Below are 25587 nucleotides of genomic sequence, written 5' to 3'. Positions count from 1 at the left end.
CATGGCGATGAAGCTGCGCAGCAAGCTGCTGGCGGTCTCGCTGACGCCGCTGCTGCTGTCGCTGGCCCTGATCGCGCACGTGCTGCGCCAGCAGCAGCAGGATCTGGCCGAGCGCCAGGAAGCGCTGGTGCGGGCCTCCTACACGCTGGCCGCCGAGAACGAGCTGCGCCACTACACCGCGCTGGCGCTGAGCACCATCAGCCCGCTCTACAACACCGGCAGCAACGACCCGGAGGTCAAGCGCGAGGCGATGCGCCGGCTGTCTCAGCTGGACTACGGGCCGGACGGCTACTTCTTCCTCTACGACTACGACGGCGTCAACCTGATGCACCCGCGCCAGCCGGACCTGGTGGGGCGCAACCTGATCGACATGCGCGACCCGCAGGGCGTGCGCGTCATCAGCGACATGATCGCCAAGGCCCGCCAGGGCGGCGGCTTCGTGTCGTACTCGTGGAACAAGCCGTCGACCCGCGTGCTGGCGCCCAAGCTGGCCTACGTGACCTCGTTCGAGCGCTGGCACTGGATGTTCGGCACCGGCATCTACGTCGACGACCTGGACCGCGTGACGCGCCAGCTCGAACGCCAGCTCAACGCCAACGTCGACACCTCGGTGCGCTGGATCGCGGCGGCCGCCATCGGCTCGATCGTCATCATCCTGCTGGGCGTGCTGCTGATCAGCCTGAACGAGCTGCGCGCGGCCGATGCCAAGCTGACCCTGCTGACCCGGCAGGTGGTCGACACGCAGGAAGAGGAACGCGCCTGGCTGTCGCGCGAGCTGCACGACGGCACCAGCCAGAAGCTGGTCTCGGCCAAGCTGCTGGCCGAGACGGCGCTGGAACGGCTGGCGCCGAACGACGGCAGCCAGCCGCTGCTGCAGCGCGCGCTGGCCCGCGTCAACGAGGCGCTGACCGACATGCGCCAGATCTCGCACCGGCTGCGCCCGGTCGCGCTCGACACGCTCGGCCTGTCGACCGCCCTGCGCGACCTGGGCACCGAGATGTGCGAGGCCGCCGGCCTGACCTTCGAGATCGAGTCGCCGGGCGAGATGCCGGCCCTGCCCGAGCTGGTCAAGACCACGCTGTTCCGCATCGCCCAGGAGGCGCTGATCAACGTCGTGCGCCATGCCGGCGCCAGCCAGGTGGTGATCCGTCTCCAGCACGGGTCGGACGGACCGGACGGGCTGGTGCTGGAGATCGAGGACGACGGCCGCGGCTTCGACCTGGCCGCCGTCGCGCTGCACCCGCGTCGTGGCATCGGCCTGCGCAACATGCGCGAGCGGGCCGCCGCGATCGGCGGCACCTTCACGCTGGTCTCGCAGCCGCTGGAAGGCACACGCGTGCGTGTCGACGTGCCGGCCGAGTCGCTGAAGAGACTGGCCTGACGCGCCCTGACGCTTAGGATGCGCGCCATGTCCGCCGCGCCCGTCCCCTCCGCATCCGATCCCGCCCGCGCCGATGCCAAGCCCGGCGCGATCCGCGTGATGCTGGTCGACGACCACCCGCTGGTGCGCGATGGCCTGGTCGCCCGGCTCGACAGCGTGCCCGACATCGCCGTGGTCGGCGAGGCCGGCCACGCCAGCGAGGCGCTGCTGCAGGTCGAGGCCTGCCGCCCGCAGGTCGTGCTGATGGACATCGGCATGCGCGAGGTCAGCGGCATCGAGCTGACCGGCATGCTGCTCGAACGCGATCCGGCGCTGATCGTGCTGATGCTGACCATGCACGACGGCACCGAGTACGTGCAGCGCGCGATGGCCGCCGGTGCGCGCGGCTACGTGCTGAAGGACGCGCCGTCGAGCGAGATCGTCGCGGCCATCCGCACGGTCCACGCCGGCGGCACCTACCTGAGCCCGGTGCTGGCGCAACGCCTGTTCCGGATGCCGGCCGCGCGCGTGGCGCTGTCCGAGCGCGAGCAGCAGATCCTGACGCTGCTCGGCCAGGGCCAGTCGAGCAAGCAGATCGCCCGGACGCTGGACATCGGCGTGCGCACGGTCGAGACGCACCGCCAGAACATCCGCCGCAAGCTGGACCTCGCCGGCCAGGCCGAGCTGATCCGCTACGCGATCGAGCACACCGGCTCGCGGTCGGGCTGACGCCCCCGGAACACCGCACGTCACGCAGGCGACAGGCCGTCTGCGGGTTTCCGATCTTCGGGTGGTCGCGTACGTGAACGCGCGGAGCGGCACTGCGTAGTCGGACGGAAGTCCGCGCGGCGCCAACCCGGCACGATCGGGTTTCCCGGTTCGATGCTGCCCGCCTGGCGCAGGGCCCGCGTCGGATCCGCCCGACCCACCCGAGGAGACACCCGATGAAGACGACCCTGAAGACCCTGGCCGCTGCCCTGACGCTCGGTCTCGCTGCCCTGTCGGCCCAGGCCGCCGACCCGATCAAGATCGGCGTGGCCGGCCCGTTCACCGGCGGCTCGTCCTCGATGGGCGTGAGCATGCGCGACGGCGTGCGCCTGGCCACCGAGGAGATCAACAAGGCCGGCGGCGTGCTGGGCCGCCAGCTGCAGCTGATCGAGCGCGACGACGAGGCCAAGAACGAGCGCGGCGTGCAGATCGCCCAGGAGCTGATCAACAAGGAGAAGGTCACCGCCGTTGTCGGCTACATCAACACCGGCGTGGCCCTGGCCTCGCAGCGCTTCTTCCAGGAAGCCAAGATCCCGGTGATGAACAACGTGGCCACCGGCTCGATCGTCACGCACCAGTTCGACGACCAGCCCGAGAACTACGTCTTCCGCAACGCCGCGCACGACAGCATCCAGGCGCCGATGATCGTGGAGGAGGCCATCGTCCGCCGCGGCTTCAAGAAGGTTGCCATCCTGGCCGACAGCACCAACTACGGCCAGCTCGGCCGCACCGACCTGGAGAAGGCGCTGGAGCTGAAGGGCATCAAGGCGGTCGCGGTCGAGAAGTTCAACGTCAAGGACGTGGACATGACCCCGCAGCTGCTGAAGGCCAAGGAAGCCGGCGCCGAGGCGATCCTGACCTACGCGATCGGCCCCGAGCTGGCGCAGATCGCCAACGGCATGACCAAGCTGGGCTGGAAGGTGCCGATGGTCGGCAGCTGGACCCTGTCGATGGCCAACTTCATCGACAACGCCGGCCCTGGCGGCGAAGGCGCGCGCATGCCGCAGACCTTCATCCAGGAGCCGACGACGCCCAAGCGCCAGAGCTTCATCATCAGCTACCTGAAGACCTTCAACCCGAAGAACGCCCGCATCGACTCGCCGGTGTCGGCCGCCCAGGGCTATGACTCGGTCTACCTGCTGGCCGCCGCGATCAAGCAGGCCGCCTCCACCGACGGCCCGAAGATCAAGGCCGCGCTGGAAGACCTGAAGGCGCCGGTCGACGGCGTCGTGACGACCTACAACAAGCCGTTCAGCGCCACCGACCACGAGGCCATCACCGCCAACATCCCGGTGTTCGGCGAGGTCAAGGGCTCGCGCGTGGTCTACGCCTACGCCGAGGACGCCAAGAAGGCCTCCGAGGTGCGCGTCAAGGACGCCAACGCCAAGGGCGCCCTGAAGGTCGAAAAGAAGAAGTGATCGACCGGCCGGCGCGCATGCCTCCGCATGCCCCGGCCTCCCCACGGAACACCGCACAGCCGCGGGCCTGACAGCCCGCGGCTGCGTCGCACCCGACCCTCGCAGGGGCTTCCATGCAGATCCTCACCCAACTCGTGTTCAGCGGCATCGCGCTGGGCATGATCTACGCGGTCATCGCCTTCGGCTACCAGCTGACCTTCGCGACGTCCGACACCCTCAACTTCGGCCAGGGCGACGCGCTGATGCTCGGCGCGCTGGTCGGCCTGACCCTCGTCACGCTGGGCGTGAACTACTGGCTGATGCTGCCGCTGGTGTGCCTGTTCGGCGCGGTCCAGGGCGCGGTGGTCGAACGCATCGGCGTGCGACCGGCCATCAAGATCAAGAGCGAGTTCGGCTGGATCATGTCCACCATCGCGCTGGGCATCATCTTCAAGAACGTGGCCGAGAACGTCTGGGGCCGCGACGACATCAAGTTCCCCTCGCCGCTGCCCGAGGCACCGATGCACTTCCTGGGCGCCAACGTGCTGCCGATGGAAGTCCTGGTGGTCGGCGGCGCGCTGGCGCTGATGCTGGCCGTCGAGCTGTTCAACCGCCGCTCGATCTACGGCCGTGCGGTGGTCGCGACCTTCAACGACCGCGAGGCCGCCAAGCTGATGGGCATCAACACCGGCCTGGTCATCACCTTCTCGTATGCGCTGTCCTCGCTGACCGCCGCCTTCGCCGGCGTGCTGATCGCGCCGCTGACGCTGACCGGCGCGACGATGGGCGCGGTGCTGGGCCTGAAGGCCTTCGCGGTGGCCATCATCGGCGGCCTGACCAGCGGCATGGGCATCGTCGTCGGCGGCCTGATCCTCGGCATCGCCGAGACGTCGACCGGCTACTACATCTCGACCGGCTACAAGGATGTGCCCGGCCTGGTCCTGCTGCTGATCGTGCTGGCCTGGAAGCCGGCCGGCCTGTTCGGCAAGGCCGCGATCAAGAAGGTCTGACGCCATGAACACCAAGACGAACACGATCGCCTCGGGCAGCGTGCCCGCGACCCCGGTCTGGCGCCATCCGCTGGTGCTCGGCGCCGCCGGCGCGCTGCTGCTGGCGGCCTTGCCCGCCGCGCTGGGCAACCCCTATTACCTGCACCTGGTCGAGACCATCCTGATCTACGCCATCGTGCTGTTCGGCCTGGACATCGTGGTCGGCTACACCGGTCAGGTGTCGCTCGGCCATGCCGGCCTGTTCGGCGTCGGCGCCTACACCGCCGGGGTGCTGGTGATGCATTTCGGCGCGCCGATCTGGCTGACGCTGCCGGCGGCCATCGCCGTGACGGCCGTCTTCGGCGCGATGCTGGCCCTGCCGGCGCTGCGCGTCACCGGTCCGTACCTGGCGATGGTCACGCTGGCCTTCGGCACCATCCTGCAGATCCTGATCAACGAGATGGATTTCCTGACCGCCGGCCCGATGGGCATCAAGGTCGGCAAGCCGCTGCTGCTGGGCCACAAGCTCGATGAACACGAGTACTTCTGGGTCGTCGCGGTGATGCTGGTGGCCTCGCTGGTGGTCGTCCACCGGGTCCTGCGCTCGCACCTCGGCCGCGCCTTCGAGGCGCTGCGCGGCAGTCCCGTCGCGTCCGACTGCATGGGCGTCTCGGTCTACCGCTACAAGGTCTACGCCTTCGTCGTCAGCGCCGCGCTGGCCGGCCTGGCCGGTGCGCTCTACAGCTACTCCGAGCAGTACATCAGCCCGAACACCTACAACTTCGAGCTGACCGTGCTGTTCCTGCTGGCCGTGATCATGGGTGGCCGCAAGAGCCGCATCGGCTCGCTGCTGGGCGCGACCATCATCGTGCTGCTGCCCAAGCTGCTCGACGACCTGGCGCTGTTCCGCATCGGCGCGGTGCTGCTGGCCGTCGGCATGACGATCGGCGCGGCCGTGCTGCTGGCCCGCAAGCGCAGCACGCCGCAGCGCGTGGCGATTCCGGTGATCGGCTCGATCGCGCTGGCCGCCGTCTCCTTCGTGCTGCAGTCGATGACCGACTGGCGCCTGTCGGTGTTCGGCGTCATCACGCTGTTCGTCGTGTACTACCTGCAGGACGGCATCGTCGGCTTCGTGCGCGGCGCGCTGGGCAAGCCCACCCGTGCGGTCGACGACGACAGCGACGAACGTGCCGCCGCGAAGAAGGGCGGCTCCGACGCGGTCTCGCGCGCAGCCAACGATGGCAGCGTCGCCGAGGGTGCCGACCTGCTGGTGGCCGACCAGGTGCTGATGCAGTTCGGCGGCCTGAAGGCGCTCAACCAGGTCGACCTGAAGGTGCGACGCGGCACCGTGCACGGCCTGATCGGCCCGAACGGCTCGGGCAAGAGCACGATGATGAACGTGCTGACCGGCATCTACGTGCCGACCGCCGGCTCGATCGCCTTTGCCGGCCGCACGGTCAACGGCCGCACGCCGTCGGACATCGCGCTGTCGGGCATCGCGCGGACCTTCCAGAACGTGCAGCTGTTCGGCGAGATGACGGCGCTGCACAACGTGATGGTCGGCCTGCACCACAGCTTCACGAGCCACTTCGTCGACGTCGCGCTGCACACGCCGCGCTACAACCGCGAACACGACGCGGCGACCGCGCGGGCGATGGCGCTGCTGCGCTTCGTCGGCCTGGCCGACCTGGCGCACGAGGAAGCCCGCAACCTGCCCTACGGCCAGCAGCGCCTGCTGGAGATCGCCCGCGCGCTGGCGCTCGATCCGCAGCTGCTGCTGCTCGACGAGCCGGCCGCCGGCCTGACCGCACCGGACATCAAGGAGCTGGTGGCCATCATCGGCAAGATCCGCGAACACGGCATCACCGTGATCCTGATCGAGCACCACATGGACGTGGTCATGTCGATCTGCGACACCGTCACCGTGCTGGACTTCGGCCAGAAGATCGCCGAAGGCAAGCCGGCTGCCGTGCAGGCGGATCCCAAGGTCATCGAGGCCTACCTCGGCGGCGAAGCGGCCTGAACCAGAAGACCAGAAAGACCCACATGCTCACGATCGAAAACCTGCATGCCGGCTACGGCAAGGTCGAGGTGCTGCACGGCATCTCGATCGAGGTGCCCAAGGGCCAGGTCATCACGCTGATCGGCTCGAACGGCGCGGGCAAGACCACGACGATGCGCGCGATCTCCGGGATGATCTCGCCGAGCGCCGGCGACATCCGCCTGAACGGCGAGCGCATCGCCGGGCTCGAACCCTTCCACATCGCCAAGCGCGGCCTGGCCCATTCGCCCGAAGGCCGCCGCGTGTTCGCCACGATGAGCGTGGCCGACAACCTGCTGCTGGGCGCCTTCCCGCGCCTGACCGGCAGCCGCCCGAAGGGCGACGTGCAGGGCGACCTGGAACGGGCGATGGAGCTGTTCCCGCGCCTGAAGGAACGCCGCACCCAGCTGGCCGGCACGCTGTCGGGCGGCGAGCAGCAGATGCTCGCGATGGCCCGCGCGGTGATGCTGAACCCGGAGGTGGTGCTGCTCGACGAGCCGTCGATGGGCCTGGCGCCCATCCTGGTCGAGGAGGTCTTCAAGATCATCGGCCGCCTGAAGGAACAGGGCGTGACGATGCTGCTGGTCGAACAGTTCGCCGCCGCCGCGCTGGCGGTGGCCGACTACGGCTACGTGCTGGAGAACGGCCGCATCTCGGTGCACGGCCCCGCCGCCCAGCTGCGCGACGACCCCGCCGTGCGCGCCGCCTACCTCGGCGGCGGCCACTGAACCGAGCGCTGTGGACAGAGGCGGCGGGCCGAGCGCCGGGCCGCCCCAAGCCGGCCCGATCCCCCCGGGGGATCGACCGGCGTACCCGCCGGTCGAGGGGCCAACATCAAATCTTGAGGAGGTGCTCGCGGTAGTAGAGCAACTCGTCGATCGACTCGTGGATGTCGGCCAGCGCGGTGTGCTTCTGGTGCTTCTTGAAGCCGTCCATGATCTCGGGCTTCCAGCGCTTGCCAAGTTCCTTCAGCGTCGAGACGTCGAGGTTGCGGTAGTGGAAGAAGGCTTCGAGCTTGGGCATGTAGTTCGCGAGGAAGCGGCGGTCCTGGCAGATGCTGTTGCCGCACATCGGCGAGATGCGCGCGCCGACGTAGCCCTTCAGGAACTCGATCACCTGGGCCTCGGCGGCCGCCTCGTCGATCGTCGAGGCCTTGACCCGCTCGGTCAGGCCGCTCTTGCCGTGCGTGCCGCGGTTCCAGGCGTCCATGCCGTCGAGCACGGCATCGCTCTGGTGCACGGCGATGACCGGGCCTTCGACCCGCACCTGCAGCTGGGCGTCGGTGACGACCACGGCGATCTCGATCACGCGGTCGGTCATCGGGTCGAGGCCGGTCATCTCCATGTCGATCCAGATCAGGTTCTGGTCATGGCGGGGCAGGCTGGGCGGGCTGGTGATCGCGTCGGTCATCGAGGACTCCGTGTGTTCAGGCGGGAATTTTCACACGCTGCCCGGACACGAACCCGCCTGACCCGGCCGGCGCCCCGTGCCCGTCGAGGGCGAAAACGATCAACGAGAATCGCCGCATGTCCGCACCCCTCGTCACCACCGTCTTCGTCTGTGCCCTGCTGCTGATGCTGGCCGCCCGGTTCTGGCTGATCAGCCGCCAGATCCGCCACGTCGCCCGCCACCGCGGCACCGTGCCCGCCGCCTTTGCCGGCGTCGTCACGCTGGCGGCCCACCAGAAGGCCGCCGACTACACCATCGCGCGCCAGCGCTTCGAGCTGCTCGGCGCCGCCTGGAGCGCCGCGCTGCTGCTGGGCTGGACCTTGCTGGGCGGGCTTGACGCGCTCAATGTCGCGCTGCTCGAACACCTGCATCCGCGCGTCGGCGACCTCGGCTACCAGGTCGGCCTGATCGTCGCGGTGACGCTGATCGGCTCGCTGCTGGACCTGCCCTTCGACCTGTGGCGCACCTTCCGCATCGAACAGCGTTTCGGCTTCAACCGCATGACGCTCGGCCTGTGGCTGCGCGACCAGCTGATCGGCGGACTCGTCGGCCTGGCCATCGCCGTGCCGCTGCTGGCGCTGCTGCTGACGCTGATGGGCCGCGCCGGCGAGTTCTGGTGGCTGTGGGCCTTCGTGGTGCTGGCGGTCTTCACGCTGGCGATGCAGGTGCTCTACCCGACCGTCATCGCGCCGCTGTTCAACAAGTTCCAGCCGCTGACCGACACCGCGCTGGCCGAGCGCGTGCAGGCGCTGATGCAGCGCTGCGGCTTCCAGGCCCAGGGCTTCTACGTGATGGACGGCAGCAAGCGCTCGGCCCATGCCAACGCCTACTTCACCGGCTTCGGCGCGAGCAAGCGGGTGGTGTTCTTCGACACCCTGCTCGAACGCCTGTCGCCCGACGAGATCGAGGCCGTGCTGGCCCATGAGCTCGGCCACTTCCACCATCGCCACGTGCCCAAGAGGCTGGTGACGGTGATGGGCGTCTGGCTGCTGAGCCTGGCGCTTCTGGGCTGGCTGATGAAGCAGCAGGCCTTCTACGCCGGCCTGGGCGCGATGCCCGACCTGGTCGTGCCCAACCACGGCCTGGCGCTGGTGCTGCTGATGATGGTCGGGCCGGTGTTCGGCTTCTTCGTCAGCCCGCTGACCGCCACCGTGTCGCGCCGGCAGGAGTTCGAGGCCGATGCCTACGCCTGTTCGCAGGCCCCGTCGCAGCACCTGTCGGGCGCGCTGCTGAAGCTCTACGAGGACAACGCGGCAACGCTCACGCCCGATCCGGTCTACGTGAAGGTCCACTACTCGCACCCGCCGGCCAGCGAACGTCTGGCGGCGATGGCCCGCGCATCGGTGCAACCGGCGTGAGCCGCCACCAGGAACTCGACGTCGCGCTGGTCGTCGCCGGCCACGGTCGCCACTACCTGCTGGAGACCCCCGAAGGCCGCGAGATCAAGGGCCACCCGCGCGGCAAGAAGAGTCAGCTGGTCGTCGGCGACCGGGTGCGCTGGCAGGTCACCGATGCGCGCGGCGACGAGGGCGTGATCGAGGCCATCGAGCCGCGCCGCAACCTGCTCTACCGGCAGGACGAGTGGAAGACCAAGTCCTTCGCCGCCAACCTGGACCGCCTGCTGGTGCTGGTCGCCGCCGAACCGGTGTTCAGCGAGAGCCAGCTGAGCCGGGCGCTGATCGCGGCCGAGGAAGCCCGCATCGAGGTCGTCATCCTGCTCAACAAGATCGACCTGGAAGCGCCCGCGGCCTTCGCCCGCGAGCGCCTGGCGCCGTATCAGGCGATGGGCTACGAGGTGCTGGAAGTCGCGCTGAAGACCCGGCCGGACGCCTCCCGCGCGCTGCTTGGCCCGCGCCTGGCCAGCGGCGCGACACTGGTGCTGGGCCCGTCGGGCACCGGCAAGAGCACGCTGGTGAACCTGCTGGTGCCGGGCGCATCGGCGGCCACGGGCGAGATCTCCAGCGCGCTGAACTCGGGCCGCCACACGACCACGCACACGCGCTGGTACTGGCTCGACGAGGCCCGCCAGGCAGCGCTGATCGACTCGCCCGGCTTCCAGGAGTTCGGCATCCGCCACATCGAACGAGCCGAACTGGCGCGCTGGATGCCCGACCTGCTGCCCTTCCAGGCCGACTGCCGCTTCACCAACTGCAGCCACGACCACGAACCAGGCTGCGCCGTCCTGGCCGCCGTCGACCGCGGCCAGATCGCCGCCAGCCGCTACCGCATCTACCTGGAACTCAGCGCGGAGCTGGCGCAGAAGCGCTGGTGAGGAGATGCGTCGCCGGAGGGCGACGGGGAATGGACCCCTCACCCTACCCTCTCCCGCAAGGGGAGAGGGCTCCTTGCCTCGTGTTGATCGGTGTTGTTGGCGGTAGCTCAGTCGATGAGCCAGTCACCAGACCCCATCAACGCGACACCCTCCCAACCGCGTCCTCCCTCGCCCCTTGCGGGAGAGGGACCGAGGGTGAGGGGTCTCTCGCAAGACGAACACACCCACGCCCGCCCCGCCTCACTGCTGCAGCACGCCCTCGGCCGCTCGCAGCATGCAGGCGCGCAGCGTGTGGACGGTCTCGGAGTCGAGACGCCAGCTCTGCCAGTACAGCGGCACGTCGACCCAGTGGCCGGGGCTCAGGTCGACCAGTCGGCCGGCGGCCATGTCCTCGGCGACCAGCGGCAGCGGGTGCAGGCCCCAGCCCAGGCCGGCGCGGGCGGCGTCCATGAAGGCGTGGGTCGAGGGCAGCCACCAGACCGGCGGGTGCGGGTCGACATCGCCCAGCAGTTCGCCCAGGAAGCGGTGCTGCAGCTGGTCCTTCTGGTTGTAGACCAGCATCGGCGCCTCGGCGAAGGCGGCCTGAAGGTCACGGCCCTCGAAGTGGCGGGCCTGGAAGGCCGGGCTGGCCAGTGCGTGGTAACGCATGCTGCCCAGCGGGTCGACGCGGCAACCGGCCACCGGCTCGGACGAGGCCGTCACGGCCGCGAACACCGTGCCCGAGCGCAGCCATTCGCGCGTGTGGTCCTGGTCGTCGACGTGGATCGCGACGGTGTCGCCGCTGCGGGCGTGGAAGTCGGCCAGCGCCGGGATCACCCAGGTCGCGAGGCTGTCGGCGTTGACCGCGACGCGGATGCTGCGGCCGCGCTTGGAGGCCACGTCGCCGAGCGGCTGCAGGTCGCGCGCCAGGTCGGACTCGAGCACCTCGATCTGCAGGAAATGGAGATAGAGCCGCGCGCCTTCCTCGGTCGCCGTCACCGGCGAGGTGCGCACCAGCAGCACGCAGCCGAGCTTCTCCTCCAGCGCCCGGATGCGTTGCGAGACCGCGGAAGGCGTCACGTGCATCTGCCGGGCGGCACGTTCGAAGCTGCCCTCGCGAAGGACGGTGGCCAGGGCGCGCAAGGCTTGAAGGTCGAGCATGGGCTTAGTCCAGCTAATGGATCGTTAGAAAGTTTAGCTGGCCTTCACTGAACGGAAACCCTAGGCTGACGTCATGGACAAGTCGAATCTCTCCACCTTCCTGCTCGGCATGGCGACCAGCTGGGGCCTGATCGTCGCGATTGGCGCGCAGAACGCCTTCGTGCTGCGGCAGGGCCTGCGGCGCGAATGGGTCGGCTCGGTCGTGCTGGTGTGCGCGCTGACCGATGTCGCGCTGATCGCGCTGGGCATTGCCGGGATGCAGCAGGTCTCGCACGGGCTGCCGTGGCTGATCCCGGCGCTGACGGCGGTCGGCGCGGTGTTCCTGGCGGTGCACGGCTGGCAGGCGGCGCAACGGGCCTGGCGGCCGGTCGCGGCGGGCACGATCGACACCTCGGCGGCGCCTGCCAGCCGGCGCCGCATCGTGCTGCAGGCCGCCGCCTTCAGCTGGCTCAACCCGCACGCCTGGCTGGACACCACCGTGCTGATCGGCTCGCTGGCCCATGCCCAGCTGCAGACCCAGGGACCGGGCGCGAACTGGGTCTTCGGTGCCGGCGCGATGGGCGCCAGCGCGCTGTGGTTCTCGGGCCTGGCCTGGGCGGCCGGCAAGCTGGCGCCGTGGTTCCAGCGGCCGCAGGCCTGGCGGGCGCTGGACGCCGGCATCGCGCTGATGCTGCTGTCGCTGGCGGCCGGGCTGGCGCACATGGCCTGGCAAGGTGCCGGGCGCGGCCTGGCGGGTTGATCAGCCCGGCGTGACCGGGTGCGGCTCCAGCCGCGCGCCGAGCGTCTCGCGCTCGTCGAAGACAAAACAGTGGCCCTGCCAGCCGGGCGCGCCGTCGGTCTGCTCGAAGTACTTCAGGATGCCGCCTTCGAGCTGGTAGACCGACTCCAGCCCGGCCTGCTGCAGCACGATCGCCGCCTTCTCGCAGCGGATGCCGCCGGTGCAGTAGCTCACCACCGTCTTGCCGACCAGTTCGTCGCGGTGTTCGGCCACGGCGGCCGGGAACTCGCTGAACTTCGTCAGGCGCCAGTCGATCGCGCCCTGGAAGGCACCAGCGTCGACCTCGAAGGCGTTGCGGGTGTCGAGCGTCACGACCGGCCGGCCGGTGTCGTCGTGGCCCTGGGTCAGCCAGCGCGCCAGATCCTGCGGCGACACGCTCGGCGCGCGGCCGGCCGCCGGGCGGATCGCCGGCTGGTTCATGCGGATGATCTCGCGCTTGACCTTGACCTTCATGTGACGGAACGGCGTCGCGTCGCTCCAGCTTTCCTTGGGCACGAGGTCGGCCAGACGCGGATCGGCGCGCAGGTAGTCGATGAAGGCACGCGCGCCGGCTTCCGGTCCGGCGACAAACAGGTTGATGCCCTCCTCGGCCAGCAGCACCGTGCCCTTAAGGCGGCAGGCGACCGCCTGGCCCTGCAGCGCGCCGCGCCAGTCGGCGCAATCGGCGAGGGTGACGAACTTGTAGGCGGAGAGGTTCAGGATCGGCGAGTTCACGCCCGGGATTGTAGAAATCGGCGGGAATGGCCAGAAAGTGCCCTCCCTACAATCCCGCCGATGAGCTTCGTCCACCTGCGCACCCACACCGAATACTCCGTCGTCGACGGCACCTTGCGGGTCGATGACGGGGTCGCGGCGGCGGCCAAGGACGGCCAGCCGGCGCTCGCGATCACCGACCTGGCCAACCTGTTCGGCGCGATCAAGTTCTACAACGCGGCCCGCAAGAAGGGCGTCAAGCCGATCATCGGCGCGGACATCTGGCTCGAACCGGACGGCCCCGCCGCCGCCGGCGAACAGCGTCCGGCCAGCCGGCTGCTGCTGCTGGTGCAGGACCGCCAGGGCTATCTGAACCTGTGCGAGATCCTGTCGCGCGCTTGGGTCACCAACGTCCAGCGCACCCAGGCCTGGGTCAAGTGGGAATGGCTGGCCGAACTGGGCGGCGGGCTGATCGCGCTGTCGGGCGGCCCGCTGGGCGCCATCGGCACCGCCCTGCTGCAGGGCGACCGCGAACGTGCGACCGAACTGGCGCAGCGCCTCGCCGGCCTGTTCCCGGACCGCTTCTACCTGGAGCTGCAGCGCGCCGGCCTGCCCGGCCACGAGGCCGTCGTGCGCGCGACCGTGCCGCTGGCGGCGAAGCTGCAGCTGCCGGTGGTCGCCACCCACCCGATCCAGTACCTGGAGCCCGACGACTTCGACGCCCATGAGGCGCGGGTCTGCGTCGCCGAGGGCGAGACACTGGGCAACGCCCGGCGCATCAAGCGCTTCGGCCGCGAGCAGTGGTTCAAGCCGGCGGCCGACATGGGCGCGCTGTTCGCCGACATCCCCACGGCCATTGCCAACACGCTGGAGATCGCCCGGCGCTGCAACCTGACGCTGGTGCTGGGCAAGCCGCAGCTGCCGAACTTCCCGACGCCGACGCTGCCCGACGGCTCGTCGATGCCGATGGCCGACTACTTCCGCCAGCTGTCGTTCGAGGGCCTGGAAGACCGCCTGAAGCTGCTGTTCCCGGACGTCGCCCAGCGCGACGCCGAACGGCCTCGCTACGTCGAGCGGCTCGAATTCGAGCTGACGACGATCCTGAAGATGGGCTTCCCGGGCTACTTCCTGATCGTCTCGGACTTCATCCGCTGGGCCAAGGCCAACGGCTGCCCGGTCGGCCCGGGCCGGGGTTCGGGCGCCGGTTCGCTGGTCGCCTACGCGCTGTCGATCACCGACCTGGATCCCCTGCACTACAACCTGCTGTTCGAGCGTTTCCTGAACCCCGAGCGGGTCTCGATGCCCGACTTCGACATCGACTTCTGCCAGGGCAACCGCGACCGCGTCATCGACTACGTCAAGGAACGCTACGGCCGTCCGGCGGTCAGCCAGATCGCCACCTTCGGCACGATGGCCGCCAAGGCCGCGCTGCGCGACATCGGCCGCGTGCTGGGCATGGGCTATGGCCAGGTCGACTCGATCGCCAAGCTGATCCCGGCCCCGCCCGGCAAGACGGTCACGCTGGCCAAGGTGCCCGAGAAGCCCGACGAGAAGCTGATCTACGCGCGCCTGGAGGCGCCCGAGCTGAACCAGCGCGAGGAGGCCGAGGAAGAGGTCGCCGAGCTGCTGTCGCTGGCCACGCGGGTCGAGGGCATGGTGCGCAACATCGGCATGCACGCCGGCGGCGTGCTGATCGCGCCGGGCAAGATCACCGACTTCTGCCCGCTCTACCAGCAGCCGGGCAGCGACTCGGCGGTCAGCCAGTACGACAAGGACGACGTCGAGGCGATCGGCCTGGTCAAGTTCGACTTCCTGGGCCTGGCCACGCTGACGATCCTGGAGCTCGCCAAGGAGTTCATCGTCGCGCGGCACCCGAACCGCAAGGACTTCGCCTTCGAGACCATCCCGCTCGATGACGCGCGGGTCTACAAGCTGTTCTCCGACGGCCTGACCGAGGCGGTGTTCCAGTTCGAATCCGGCGGCATGCAGCGCATGCTGCGCGACGCCAAGCCCAGCCGGCTGGAGGACCTGATCGCGCTGAACGCGCTCTACCGGCCCGGTCCGATGGACCTGATCCCCAGCTTCGTGGCGCGCAAGCACGGCCGCGAGCCGGTCGAGTATCCGCACCCGCTGGTCGAGTGGGTGCTGGCCGAGACCTACGGAATCATGGTCTACCAGGAGCAGGTGATGCAGACCGCCCAGGTGCTGGGCGGCTACAGCCTCGGCGGCGCCGACATGCTGCGCCGGGCGATGGGCAAGAAGAAGGCCGAGGAGATGGCCGCCCACCGCAAGATCTTCCGCGAGGGCGCCGCGAAGAACGACATCAGCGAGGCCAAGGCCGACGAGGTCTTCGACCTGATGGAGAAGTTCGCGGGCTACGGCTTCAACAAGTCGCACGCCGCCGCCTACTCGCTGCTGGCGTATCACACGGCCTGGATCAAGGTGCACCACGGCGCCGAGTTCTTCGCGGCCAACATGACCATCGAACTCGACGACACCGACAAGCTGCGGGTGTTGCGCGAGGACGCGCTGAAGTTCGGCATCACCTTCGACGCGCCCGACGTCAACCTGGGCGTCTACCGCTTCGAGCCGGCCCCGGGCGCCGAGGGCAACAAGCGCATCCGCTACGGCCTGGGCGCCGTCAAGGGTACCGGCCAGGGCGCCATCGAGGCCATCATCCGGGCGCGCGAGGAAGGCGGCCCGTTCCGCTCGATCTTCGACTTCGCCGCCCGCGTCGACCGCAAGAGCATCAACAAGCGCGTGGTCGAGGCGCTGGTCAAGGCCGGCGCCTTCGACAAGCTGCACCCGAAGGGCCTGGACGGCCGCGCCGAGCTGCTCGCCAGCATCGGCCTGGCCTTCGACTACGCCGACACCCAGGTCGCGCACGCCAACCAGGGCGGCCTGTTCGACATGTTCGGCGACGACGGCGACAGCCACGGCAGCTCCACCCAGGAGCCCGACTACGTCGCCGCCGAGACCTGGGACGTGCGCACCCGGCTGGGCCACGAGAAGGTCGCGATCGGCTATTTCCTGTCGGGCCACCTGTTCGATCAGGTCGAGGCCGAGGTGCGCCAGTTCGTGCGCCGCCCGATCGCCGACGTGCCGGAAAGCCGCGAGCCGCAGATGCTGGCCGGCATCGTCAGCGGGCTGCGCGTGGTCAACGGCCAGCGCGGCAAGACGGCGATCTTCCAGTTCGAGGACGGCAGCGGCCGGATCGAGGCCGTCGTGCCGGAGGAGCTGCTCAACGCCAACCTGGACCGCGTCAAGGACGACGAGCTGCTGCTGATCCAGGGCCGGGTCCAGAACGACCGCTTCACCGGCGGCGTGCGCTTCAACGCGCAGCAGATCTGGGACCTGCCGACCGCCCGTTGCCGCCACGGCCGCTACCTGCGCGTGCCGGTCAATGGCAGCGTGCCGCCGGTCGAACAATGGCTGCGTGACCACCCGGCGCGCCGCACCGAGACCGAGCACGGCGAGCTGGTGCAGGGCCTGCCGATCCGGCTGGTGATCGAGCGCGAGAGTGCCTGCGCCGAGATCGACCTCGGCGAGGACGCCCGCTTCTACCCCAGCGACGAGGCCCTGAAGGCCTGCGCCAGCGCCAGCCACGGTCTGGCCCGGCTGGTCTACGGCGACGAGACGCCGGCCTGATCACCCCCCCCGTTCGAGGGGGTCGCATCACCCGGCTCGATACAGGCTGAAACGCCGTGACGTCATCGCGCCTTGAAACTGGCGCGTTGTGTCGTCGAGGCCGCTCACAGGCCTCAGGAGAGCTGGAAATGAAGCGTTGGAATCTGAATGCCCTGGACCTGGCCCGCGCTGCGGTGGCGGCCCTGACCCTGGCCGGCGCCGCCGGCAGCCATGCGGCGAACGTCGATGTCGGCGTGTCGATCGAGGTCAGCCAGCCCGGCGTGTTCGGTCGCGTCGACATCGGCCGTTATCCGCCGCCGCAGGTGGTGGTGCAGCGCCCGGTCATCATCGCCCCACCCCGGGTCATCGTGGCCGAGCCCGACCCCGTCTACCTGTGGGTGCCGCCGGGCCATCGGCGCGACTGGCGTCACCACTGCGGTCGCTACAACGCCTGCGGCGTGCCGGTCTACTTCGTGCGCGACGACTGGTATCAGGGCAACGTCTACCGCGGCCAGGGCCGCTACGTCGACGACCGCGTCGGCTACCGGGAAGACCGTCGCGACGAATGGCGCGATGACCGCCGCGAGATGCGCCGCGATGACCGCTGGGAAGACGACCGCCGCGGTCGTGGCCACGGTCACGGCAACGGCCACGGTCGCGGCCACGACTGAGGTCTCGAAAGACCCCTGGACTGACTAGACTTGGCGGCATGAATGCCGCCATCGAGCTGCCCGCCCCCCAGCCTCCGGTGACCGGCCTGCTGCTGACCGGCGGCGGGGCCCGGGCGGCCTACCAGGTCGGCGTGCTCGAGACCGTCATGCGGATCGCCCGGGACTGCGGGGCGGCGCGCCGCAACCCCTTCCAGGTCATCACCGGCACATCGGCCGGCGCCATCAACGCGGCCGCGCTGGCCTGCCGCAGCGACGACTTCCCGGAAGCCGTCGCCGAGATCGCCGACCTGTGGCGCAACGTGCACGCCGAACAGGTCTACCGGGCCGACTCGCTGTCGATGATCCGGGCCGGCGCGCCCTGGCTGACGATGATGTCCTTCGGCTGGGCGCTCGCCCGCTGGCGCCGCCTGAGCCCGCGTTCACTGCTCGACAACAGCCCCCTGCAATCCCTGCTGCACCGGCTGGTGCCCTTCGAGCGCCTGCCGATGCTGATGGCACAAGGCCACCTGAAGGCGCTGGCGGTCACCGCATCGAGCTACAGCAGCGGCCAGCACGTCACCTTCTACGAGGCCGATGCCGACGAGGGCCTGGCGCCCTGGACCCGCTCGCAGCGCATCGCCGTGCGCACGACGCTGAACACCCAGCACCTGCTGGCCTCGGCGGCCATTCCCTTCGTCTTCCCGGCCATCCAGCTGCCGATCGGGCCGGACGCCGAATGGTTCGGCGACGGCTCGATGCGGCAGGCCGCGCCGATCTCTCCGGCGGTCCACCTGGGCGCCGAGCGGGTGCTGATCGTCGGTGCCGGCCGCATGACGGAACCCCCGGGCCAGCGCCGCGGCAGCGACGACTACCCGAGCGTCGCGCAGATCGCCGGCCATGCGCTGTCGAACATCTTCCTGGACGCGCTGGCCGTCGACGTCGAACGGCTGCAGCGCATCAACAGCACGCTGGCCCTGCTGCCACCGGAAGCCCGCGCGCGCACGCCGTTGCGGCCGATCGAGGCGCTGGTGATCTCGCCGAGCCAGCGCCTGGACGACCTGGCCGCCCAGCACGTCGACGCGCTGCCGATGGCGGTGCGCACGCTGCTGCGCGGCGTCGGCGTCAACGGCCGGCGCAAGGGCCGCGCGCTGCAGGTCGGCGACGTGCCGGGCGCCGGGCTGATGGACCCGGCCGCCGGCGTGCCGGCACACGGCGGCGCGCTGTCGAGCTACCTGCTGTTCGAGTCGGCCTACACCCGGGCGCTGATGGCGCTGGGGCAGGCCGACACCGAGGCGCGCCGGCAAGAGGTCATCGAGTTCTTCGGCTGGACCCGCCCGCAGGCCTGAGGCGGGCACCGCCCGCCGGGTCACCGGTCACTTCTTCGCCGGCTTTTCTGCCTTGTCGGCCTTGTCGGCTTTCTCGGCCTTCCCCGCTGCATAGGCCGAGCCGTTGACCGTCAGCCCGGCCGACGAGAAGCGAGTCGCGCTGGCCGTCTTGACACCCTTCACGCGCCCCATGAAGTCGTCCCAGTCCTTGAACGCGCCCTTCTTGCGCTCGTCGAGGATGCGCCCGGACATCGCCGGGCCGATGCCCTTGACGGATTCGAGTTCGGACTGGGTGCCCTTGTTGAGGTCGACGGCGGCCATGCAGAGGCCGGCCGACAGCGCCAGCAGGCAGGCGGACAGGAACTTGAAGATCGTGGTCAAGGTGGGCGTGGTGAGCAAGGTGGAGGTGGAGCTGGTGGACATGGAAACCCCTTCGAGTCGCCGCCGCGCCCGGTCCCGGTGGGTCGGTGCGGCGGCCTCCGCAGACGGCTGCGGCGCCTGTGGCGGTCGACCCGCCACGGCTGCACCTTAGGCAAGGGAGTCGATCGAGGCACTCCCTCGCCGCCCCCCACCGAGGAGGGATGCGGTGGGCGCGCAGGTGCCCCCATCGGGGTGAGAGGGTCCTGCATGGCGGGTTGATGCGGCTGGCCCGTCGCCGGGTCGAGTCTCGATAATGCGCCGCCGTCCGATGCCCGGACGGTGCAGGTGAACGCCATGACTTCCACCCTCACGCTCGTCATCAACCTGGACCGGGACACCCGGCGGCTGGCCAGGATCGCCACGCAGCTCGACGCGCTGGGTCTCCCCTGGACCCGCATCCCGGCCGTCTACGGCGCCCGCCTGACAGCCGAGGAACGCGCCCGGCTGGTCGACGTGAAGGGTTACGGCCGGCGTCACGGCATGACGCCCAACGCCGGCGAGATCGGCTGCTACCTGTCGCACCTGGACGCCGCCCGCGCGCTGCTGGCGAGCGACGCCACGCAGGCCCTGGTGCTCGAGGACGACGTCGGCCTGCTGCCCGACCTGCCGGCGATGCTTGACGCGCTGGCCGCCGTGCCGGAGCGCTGGGACATGGTCAAGCTCTCGGCCGTCCACCGCGGCACGCCCCAGCCGGTCGTGCGGCTCGGCGAACGGCATCACCTGACGGTGATGCTGAGCCAGTGCACCGGCTCCAGCGCCTACGTGATGAACCGACATGCCGCGCAGGTCTACCTGGACCGCCTGCTGCCGATCCGCCTGCCCTTTGACCACGCCTACGACCGCAGCTGGACGCTCGGCATCAAGGTCCGCCGGGTCGACCCGCTGGTGGCGCTGCACGACAGCGAGATCGAGTCGAGCATCTCGGCCGTCGCCCAGGACAGCGGCGAGGCCGGTGCTGCGCCGTCGACGGGCGGCGCGGTGGCCGCGAAACCCGCGAGCCGCGTGTTCCCGTGGCATCGCCGCCTGCCGACCTATGGCTGGCGTGTCGTCAACGAGCTGCGGCGGGTGACGCACGGGCTGCTGAGCGTCTGGCGCGAACGCGGCATGGCGAGCGCTGCCGCTCGTCAGGCAGCCCCTCAGGTCGTCGGCAACCCCAGCAACTTGCGGTAGAGGTCCAGGTACTGCGCGGCCGCGCGGTCCCAGTCGAAATGGGCCGCGTGGGCGCGCACGGCCTCCGCCTGAGCCGGGTCGGTGCCGGTGGCCAGGCCCTGTTCGACGATCCGGCGCATGGTCGCGGGATCGAAGTCGTCGAAGTAGCTGGCCGCGTCGCCGCCGATCTCCGGCAGACAGGTGCGGCGGGCCAGGAACACCGGCTTGCCGAAGTGCATCGCCTCGATCGGCGGCAGGCCGAAACCTTCGGCCAGGCTAGGGAACAGGAAACCGGCGCAATGGGCATAGGCCCAGGTCTTCTGGGCGTCGGTGATGCCCAGGAAGAAGCGCACGTTGGGCAGCATCGACGCGGCGGCCAGCGCCTGGGCGTCGGCCGACGGCGGGCCGCAGAACACGAAGTCCATCTCGGGCCAGATCGCCGCCATCGCCAGCAGCGACTGCGGGTTCTTCGAAGGCGACATCCGGCTCAGGTGGAACAGGAACGGCCGGGTCGGCTCGAACAGCGGCTGCTGCGCGTCGTGCGACAGGTTGCGCGCGCCGTTGTGGATCACCTCCAGCGGACCGCGCCAGGCCAGCGTGCGTTGCACGTCTGCGGCGGTGTGGTGGCTGACGGCGGTGACGTGGTCGGTGCGCCCGAGCAGCCCGCGCAGCTGCCGGTTGTGGCGCCAGACCGAGAACGGCGGGCGGCCGTAGAGGTAGTTCAGGTCGTGGATCGTCAGCAGCCGCGCCTTGCAACCCGCCGGCGGCTGCGACTTGTTCATCTGGTGGACGGCATGCCACAGGCTGATCGGCCGCCCGGTGCGCAGCCAGTAGCGGTCCAACCGACGCAGCGGCAGGTAGCCGACCGTGTCGCCGAAGCGCCCTTCGAGTTCCGGCCGCAGATGGAAGGTGAAGCCGACCCCCAGGGACTCGCGCCAGAGCGGCGCCACCTGCGCGATGCGCTGCGCCAGCTGGGACGAGAACTCGAAGATGCCGCCGTCACCGGGCGACGAGCGCCCCAGGCTGATCAGCACCTCATGCCGCGCGGGCGGAAGCAGGGTCATGGTCAGGAGGCGTGGGCCACGTTCGATGCGACGGGTCGGCTGGGGGAGTTCATCGCGAAGATTATCCATGCCGGTCCGGAGCGCCCCCGGGCCTGCGCAGGGGCCCGACTATCATTTTCCGGATGCACGAGACCACGGCGAACTCCCCCGGCCACGCGCCTTCCCGCGAACTGCAGACACCGCGCCGGCGGGTCGAGGGCGGCCTGCGGCTGACGGCGCCGGAACGCTGCCGCCAGGCCGCTCCCGGGCGTCCGCTGGTCAGCTACGTGACGGTGGTCCGCAATGCCCGCCAGACGCTGGCGCGGACCTTCGAGAGCGTGCGCGCGCAGCAGTGGGACCGCGTCGAGCACATCGTCGTCGACGGCTGTTCCGATGACGGCACGCTCGACGTCATCGAGGCCCATGCGGGCCAGATCGACTACTACGTCTCCGAGCCCGACGCCGGCCTGTACGACGCGCTGAACAAGGCGCTGACGCTGGCCACCGGCGACCTGGTCTGCGTGCTCAATGCCGACGACTGGCTGACACCCGACGCCGCCGCCGTGGCCGCGCGCGAACTCGTCCGCCAAGGCCAGATGGGTGACGCCTGGCCGGCGCTGATGGTGCTCAGCTCGGCCTGGCTGCACGACGGCCAGCGCCGCAAGCTGTGGCCACCGGCGGCGATGGATGCCGGCGCGTGGCTGCGCTGCCCGAAGATCTGCCACAACGGTGTCTACGCCACCCGCGCCGCCCTGACGCTGGCGGGGCCCTACGACACCCGCTACAGGATCATCGGCGACACCGCCTGGCTGTGCGCCGCGTTCGACGCCGGCGTGCGCTTCGTGGCCAGCGCGGCACCGACGGTCCACTACATGTCGGGCGGGCTGTCGAGCGATTCGCGCCGCCATGTCGAGGAGTGCACCCGCCTGGTCGCGCAGCGTTTCCCGGCGCTCGACACGGCCGAGGCCTGGACGCTGGTCCACGCCTTCTATCCGTGGCCCGACAACCTCGCGCCGTTCGCGTCGACCTGCCCGGACGACCTCGGGCGTGCGCTGCAGGCCTTGCTGGCCCGTCACCCCGACGACACCGCGCTGCTGGCCAGTGCCCGTGCAGCAGGGCTGGCGCGTCAGCTCGGGCAGGCCCGCCGCGTGCGCACGCGCCGGCAGTGGTCGACCCAGCTGCAACGCGGCCTCTGGCGCTCCTGGTTCGGCCTGCGCGAGGCCGTGGCGCCGCCGCGCCCCCGTGCCGGCTGACCCGTCAGCCGAGTGGACGCACCCACGGCAGCTGCTCTTCCCAGAAGCGGCGGTCGTAGCGCTCCCAGGCGTGACAACCGAACGGCAGGCGATGGCCGTTCAGCGCATGCAGATGACGCGGGGCGACCTCGAACGCGAAGCCGATCGCCTCTTCCGGCGACGGCACCTTGAAGAACTCGCAGGCGGCCGGCACCAGCACGCCCCAGAACAGGTCCTCGTTGGCACTCGGGAAAAACGGTTCGACGGTGTAGGCGCGCCAGTACCCGTGCTTGAAGCGCCGGAACCACGACACCGGCCCGCCCTGGCCTTCGGCGCGCGACTTGACGAAGTTCGGGATGCGCCGAAAGGACGCCAGCACCCGCTCCACATCGGCCAGCCGGCGCAGCGAGAAACCGCCGTTGCCGACGCCGGAAAACTGCAGCGGCGTCTGCGGTTCCGAGCCGCCGACGAACCACGGCGCGCCGACGTAGGAGACATCGCGCTCGCACCACGCGGCCAGCTCGTCGGAGATCACCAGCGTGTCGGTCTGCGCGATCAGCAGATGGCTGTGTCCGGCAAACGCCCGGTAGAAATCGATCGACCGCATCAGCCGGTTGTAGCCGGTGATGCCCGAGAAGTAGTCGTCCGCGAAGGTCTTGTGCTGGAGCGCGACGCCGGCACCGGCGCCGAATCGGCGGCACAGCGCCTCCAGATGCGAGGCCAGCCGGACCGGTCCGACGAAGTGGATCGACCAGCGGCCCAGCACCGCGACGCAGCGTTCGATCGACAGCACCTCGGCGGGGGTCAGATCGGTCTTGTAGATCGGGATCGCGACGGCAGGACGGATGGCGCGGACAGGTCGGGAAACCGGGTTCGAATGCCCGGCGGAATCTTCTGGTGCTGACATCAGCTCGGCTCGTTGGACGCGCCCGCATCGGACGTGCAAATCATCTTACTGGCAGGCCATCGGACTCCCTTGGGTTGGCTGGCAAAATGAAAACCATGACGAATCAGGCCGAAAAGCTCATCGACAAGGCCGTTTGCGGGCGGACCGCCGCGTGATGCGCTTGCTGGCATTGGCGGCCGATCCGGGCTCGACACTGACCCAGGTCCGGGTCAGCGGACCACTCGCCGGCGGGCGCCAGGCGCCGGGTGTCGAACTGCGGCTGAGCCCCTTGCACGACACGCCGTTCGCCGCGCTGCGGCAGGCCGACGTGGTCATCGTGGAACGTGGCATGTCGCGCCGCCACCTGGACCTGATGACCGCAGCGGCGGCCAGCGGTTGCGCCGTGATCTACGAGATCGACGACCTGCTCGTCGAACCCGCCCGCCACCTGCAGCATGCCGACGCGCTGCGGCGCGCGGCATGCTGGGTGCGCGCCTCGCTCGACGCCGCCGATGTCGTGACGGTCAGCACCGAACGCCTGGGCGACCTGCTCGGCCTGGCCCCCGACCGCCGCGTCGTGGTGCCCAACGCGGCCTACGACGGACCGATCAACGCACCGCTGCCGGGTCGTCAGACGGGCCCCGTCAGCCTGCTGGTGGCGGCCTCCGACCGCGTCGCCGGTGACACGGCATGGCAGGCCTTGCGCGCGCTGCAGCGTGATCGGGGCGATGCCGTGTCGGTGCTGGCGGTCGGCCCGGTGGGCGACGACCTGGAACAGGCCGGGGTGGTCTGCCGCCGGTTGCCCAACATGACTCGCGCAGCCTTCGTGCAATGGGCCGCGAGCCAGCCGAATCCGGTCGCGGTCATCCCGCTCGACGACAGCCGGTTCAGCGCCGGCAAGAGCGCCATCAAGTGGTTCGACTACGCCGTCGCGGGCGTGCCGACGATGGCCTCGGACGTGCCGCCTTACCGCGATGTCATGGAAAACGGCCACACCGGCTGGCTGGTCGGCCCGACCCAGGCCGACTGGCAGCAGGCCCTGGCCCGCGTCCTGGCCGACGCCGACGAGCGTGACCGCGTGGCGGCAGCGGCGCGGCAGCAGGTGCTGACGCACCACCACGTCGGCATCACCCGGCAGGCCTGGGACCAGGCCGTGAGGCTCGCGCTCGCCCGGGCCGCCGCGCGCCGTGGAACGAGCCGGCAGACGGCGCTGACGTCCATGCGCCAGTCGCTGCAGGACCTCGGGCTGTCCGTCAGGCGCTGGAACCGCGAACGCCTGGCGCGGCGGAAGTCGACCGGCTGATCGAGGCCAGCATGGCGCGGCCGGCCTCGATCGCCTGGGCCACGTCGGGCCAGACGACCGGCGGGTCGGCCACGACCGCGCCCGGCGCCCCGCGCAATACCTTCACGCCCGGCCCGCGCGCGCCCCACTGCGCCGGATCGGTGGGCCCCAGCACGCTGAGCAGCGGCGCGCCGACAGCGGCGGCGACATGGCCGGGGCCGGTGTCGTTGGACACCATCAGCGCGCAGCGTTCGAGCAGCGCGGCGTAGTCGTCGAGTCCGACCCCGTCGAGCACGACGGCCTGCGGGAAATCACGCCGCGCGACATCGCCCTCGCCCGGCCCCGGGCAGAGCACCAGCGGCAACCCCCACTCGGCCGCCGCGACCCGCGTGAACTCGGCGAAATGCGGCCAGCGCTTGTCGACCTTCTCGAACGTGCCACCCGCGAACGGGCACAGCACCACGAACGGCCGCGCCAGCCCCTGCGCCACCAGCAAGGCCTGCACCCGCTGGCGCGCGTCCTCGCTGGGCGACAGCACCGCGTAGGGCGGCAAGGGCTCCGCAAGGCCCAGCAGCGTCTGGGCCAGATGCCAGTCGTGCTGCATCTCGTGCTGGCCGGACGGCTTGCGCGGGGCCTTCGACAGCAGCAGCGAACGCCCTTCCCGCGCATACCCCAGGCCACGCAGCCCCGCCAGCCGGATCTCCAGCGCGCTCGAGAACGAGGTCGGCAACACGACGGTGTTGACACGCCGGTCAAAGCCCGGGTCCCGCTGCAAGGCCTCGGCCCGCAAGCGCCGGTACAGCGCGACACGCGCCTTCAGGCCGCGCGGCAAGGCATGCACCGTCCAGCCCTCACCGGCCAGCAGCCGGGCCGCCCAGCCCTTGCCGACGAGTTGCAACGCATACCCCGCCGCCTCCAGCCGCCGCAAGGCCGCGACGCTGAGCGTGACGTCGCCGACCCAGTTGCGCAGGCGGACGATCAGGGGGAGGTGGGCGGGGGTTGGCGGCATGTGGAAATTATCTGGCACGGCCTGTTCGGGGCTGCTCACGGAAACCAAGCGCAACGGCGGGCGGGTTCAGCGCTGTT

At 70.2% G+C, this 25587-nt stretch carries 22 protein-coding genes; 15 read left to right on the top strand and 7 right to left on the bottom strand.

The annotated features are described in order from the left end of the window. Position 1 precedes the first annotated feature (1 nt). The 6 genes from ACWA7K_RS00195 to ACWA7K_RS00170 all read left to right on the top strand — a co-directional run bounded on the left by ACWA7K_RS00195 (position 2) and on the right by ACWA7K_RS00170 (position 7283). Positions 2-1381: a cache domain-containing protein gene (locus ACWA7K_RS00195; protein WP_456164486.1), complete on the top strand. Its 1380-nt coding sequence runs from the start codon at positions 2-4 to the stop codon at positions 1379-1381. A 27-nt stretch (positions 1382-1408) separates the two neighbouring features. Beyond that, a complete protein-coding gene (locus ACWA7K_RS00190; RefSeq protein WP_456164484.1) occupies positions 1409-2089 on the top strand; it encodes a response regulator in 681 nt (226 codons plus the stop codon). 215 nt (positions 2090-2304) lie between these two features. After that, positions 2305-3546: an ABC transporter substrate-binding protein gene (locus ACWA7K_RS00185; RefSeq protein ID WP_456164482.1), complete on the top strand. Its 1242-nt coding sequence runs from the start codon at positions 2305-2307 to the stop codon at positions 3544-3546. Between the two features lie 113 nt (positions 3547-3659). Further along, on the top strand, positions 3660-4535 hold the full coding sequence (locus ACWA7K_RS00180; protein ID WP_456164480.1) for a branched-chain amino acid ABC transporter permease: 876 nt from the start codon (positions 3660-3662) through the stop codon (positions 4533-4535). Between the two features lie 4 nt (positions 4536-4539). Then, positions 4540-6537, top strand: a complete 1998-nt coding sequence (locus ACWA7K_RS00175; RefSeq protein ID WP_456164478.1) for a branched-chain amino acid ABC transporter ATP-binding protein/permease — start codon at positions 4540-4542, stop codon at positions 6535-6537. Positions 6538-6560: 23 nt separating this feature from the next. Then, positions 6561-7283 (top strand): ABC transporter ATP-binding protein, encoded by a 723-nt coding sequence (locus ACWA7K_RS00170; protein WP_456164476.1) that lies wholly within the window; start codon positions 6561-6563, stop codon positions 7281-7283. 106 nt (positions 7284-7389) lie between these two features. On the opposite strand, the gene orn is transcribed toward ACWA7K_RS00170, so the two are convergent. After that, a complete protein-coding gene (gene orn, locus ACWA7K_RS00165; protein ID WP_456164474.1) occupies positions 7390-7965 on the bottom strand; it encodes an oligoribonuclease in 576 nt (191 codons plus the stop codon). Between the two features lie 116 nt (positions 7966-8081). Here orn and ACWA7K_RS00160 point away from each other — a divergent pair, with 116 nt between their 5' ends. Both ACWA7K_RS00160 and rsgA read left to right on the top strand, forming a co-directional pair. Continuing rightward, positions 8082-9362 (top strand): M48 family metallopeptidase, encoded by a 1281-nt coding sequence (locus tag ACWA7K_RS00160; protein WP_456164472.1) that lies wholly within the window; start codon positions 8082-8084, stop codon positions 9360-9362. Then, the gene (rsgA, locus tag ACWA7K_RS00155) at positions 9359-10276 is read left to right on the top strand and encodes a ribosome small subunit-dependent GTPase A (protein ID WP_456164470.1); all 918 of its coding nucleotides are present in this window, start codon (positions 9359-9361) and stop codon (positions 10274-10276) included. Before ACWA7K_RS00160 ends, rsgA begins: the two co-directional genes overlap by 4 nt. A gap of 240 nt (positions 10277-10516) precedes the next feature. On the opposite strand, the gene ACWA7K_RS00150 is transcribed toward rsgA, so the two are convergent. Then, a complete protein-coding gene (locus ACWA7K_RS00150; RefSeq protein ID WP_456164468.1) occupies positions 10517-11416 on the bottom strand; it encodes a LysR family transcriptional regulator ArgP in 900 nt (299 codons plus the stop codon). Between the two features lie 73 nt (positions 11417-11489). Here ACWA7K_RS00150 and ACWA7K_RS00145 point away from each other — a divergent pair, with 73 nt between their 5' ends. Then, positions 11490-12155, top strand: coding sequence for a LysE/ArgO family amino acid transporter (locus ACWA7K_RS00145; RefSeq protein WP_456164466.1), 666 nt, complete (start codon positions 11490-11492; stop codon positions 12153-12155). On the opposite strand, the gene ACWA7K_RS00140 is transcribed toward ACWA7K_RS00145, so the two are convergent. Next, positions 12156-12917, bottom strand: coding sequence for a sulfurtransferase (locus ACWA7K_RS00140; protein ID WP_456168914.1), 762 nt, complete (start codon positions 12915-12917; stop codon positions 12156-12158). Between the two features lie 51 nt (positions 12918-12968). Here ACWA7K_RS00140 and dnaE point away from each other — a divergent pair, with 51 nt between their 5' ends. The 3 genes from dnaE (at position 12969) to ACWA7K_RS00125 (ending at position 18510) form a co-directional block, all read left to right on the top strand. Further along, positions 12969-16535, top strand: a complete 3567-nt coding sequence (gene dnaE / locus ACWA7K_RS00135; RefSeq protein ID WP_456164464.1) for a DNA polymerase III subunit alpha — start codon at positions 12969-12971, stop codon at positions 16533-16535. A gap of 128 nt (positions 16536-16663) precedes the next feature. Beyond that, positions 16664-17185, top strand: a complete 522-nt coding sequence (locus ACWA7K_RS00130) for a hypothetical protein (RefSeq protein WP_456164462.1) — start codon at positions 16664-16666, stop codon at positions 17183-17185. Between the two features lie 38 nt (positions 17186-17223). Further along, positions 17224-18510: a patatin-like phospholipase family protein gene (locus ACWA7K_RS00125; protein ID WP_456210276.1), complete on the top strand. Its 1287-nt coding sequence runs from the start codon at positions 17224-17226 to the stop codon at positions 18508-18510. 27 nt (positions 18511-18537) lie between these two features. Here the strand turns inward: ACWA7K_RS00125 and ACWA7K_RS00120 are convergent, their stop codons facing one another. After that, on the bottom strand, positions 18538-18912 hold the full coding sequence (locus ACWA7K_RS00120; protein ID WP_456164458.1) for a ComEA family DNA-binding protein: 375 nt from the start codon (positions 18910-18912) through the stop codon (positions 18538-18540). A 291-nt stretch (positions 18913-19203) separates the two neighbouring features. Between ACWA7K_RS00120 and ACWA7K_RS00115 the strand changes: the two genes are divergently transcribed. After that, on the top strand, positions 19204-20079 hold the full coding sequence (locus ACWA7K_RS00115) for a glycosyltransferase family 25 protein (RefSeq protein WP_456164456.1): 876 nt from the start codon (positions 19204-19206) through the stop codon (positions 20077-20079). On the opposite strand, the gene ACWA7K_RS00110 is transcribed toward ACWA7K_RS00115, so the two are convergent. Continuing rightward, complete coding sequence (locus ACWA7K_RS00110; RefSeq protein ID WP_456164454.1) at positions 20046-21122, bottom strand: glycosyltransferase family 4 protein; 1077 nt, start codon at positions 21120-21122, stop codon at positions 20046-20048. The genes ACWA7K_RS00115 and ACWA7K_RS00110 overlap by 34 nt on opposite strands. Positions 21123-21244: 122 nt before the next feature. Between ACWA7K_RS00110 and ACWA7K_RS00105 the strand changes: the two genes are divergently transcribed. Then, complete coding sequence (locus tag ACWA7K_RS00105; RefSeq protein WP_456164452.1) at positions 21245-22354, top strand: glycosyltransferase family 2 protein; 1110 nt, start codon at positions 21245-21247, stop codon at positions 22352-22354. 4 nt (positions 22355-22358) lie between these two features. Here ACWA7K_RS00105 and ACWA7K_RS00100 read toward each other — a convergent pair whose 3' ends face one another. Next, the gene (locus tag ACWA7K_RS00100) at positions 22359-23240 is read right to left on the bottom strand and encodes a DUF5672 family protein (protein ID WP_456164450.1); all 882 of its coding nucleotides are present in this window, start codon (positions 23238-23240) and stop codon (positions 22359-22361) included. A gap of 154 nt (positions 23241-23394) precedes the next feature. Here ACWA7K_RS00100 and ACWA7K_RS00095 point away from each other — a divergent pair, with 154 nt between their 5' ends. After that, positions 23395-24522: a glycosyltransferase family protein gene (locus tag ACWA7K_RS00095; protein WP_456168913.1), complete on the top strand. Its 1128-nt coding sequence runs from the start codon at positions 23395-23397 to the stop codon at positions 24520-24522. Here the strand turns inward: ACWA7K_RS00095 and ACWA7K_RS00090 are convergent. Beyond that, complete coding sequence (locus ACWA7K_RS00090) at positions 24473-25510, bottom strand: glycosyltransferase family 9 protein (protein WP_456164448.1); 1038 nt, start codon at positions 25508-25510, stop codon at positions 24473-24475. The two genes, ACWA7K_RS00095 and ACWA7K_RS00090, sit on opposite strands and share 50 nt — an antisense overlap. Positions 25511-25587: the final 77 nt, after the last annotated feature.

It is taken from the genome of Leptothrix mechoopdaensis (SeqCode) (genome assembly GCF_053893855.1).
The sequence above is the reverse complement of the archived record's forward strand: the minus strand, read 5'-3'. Positions and strand labels throughout refer to the sequence as shown.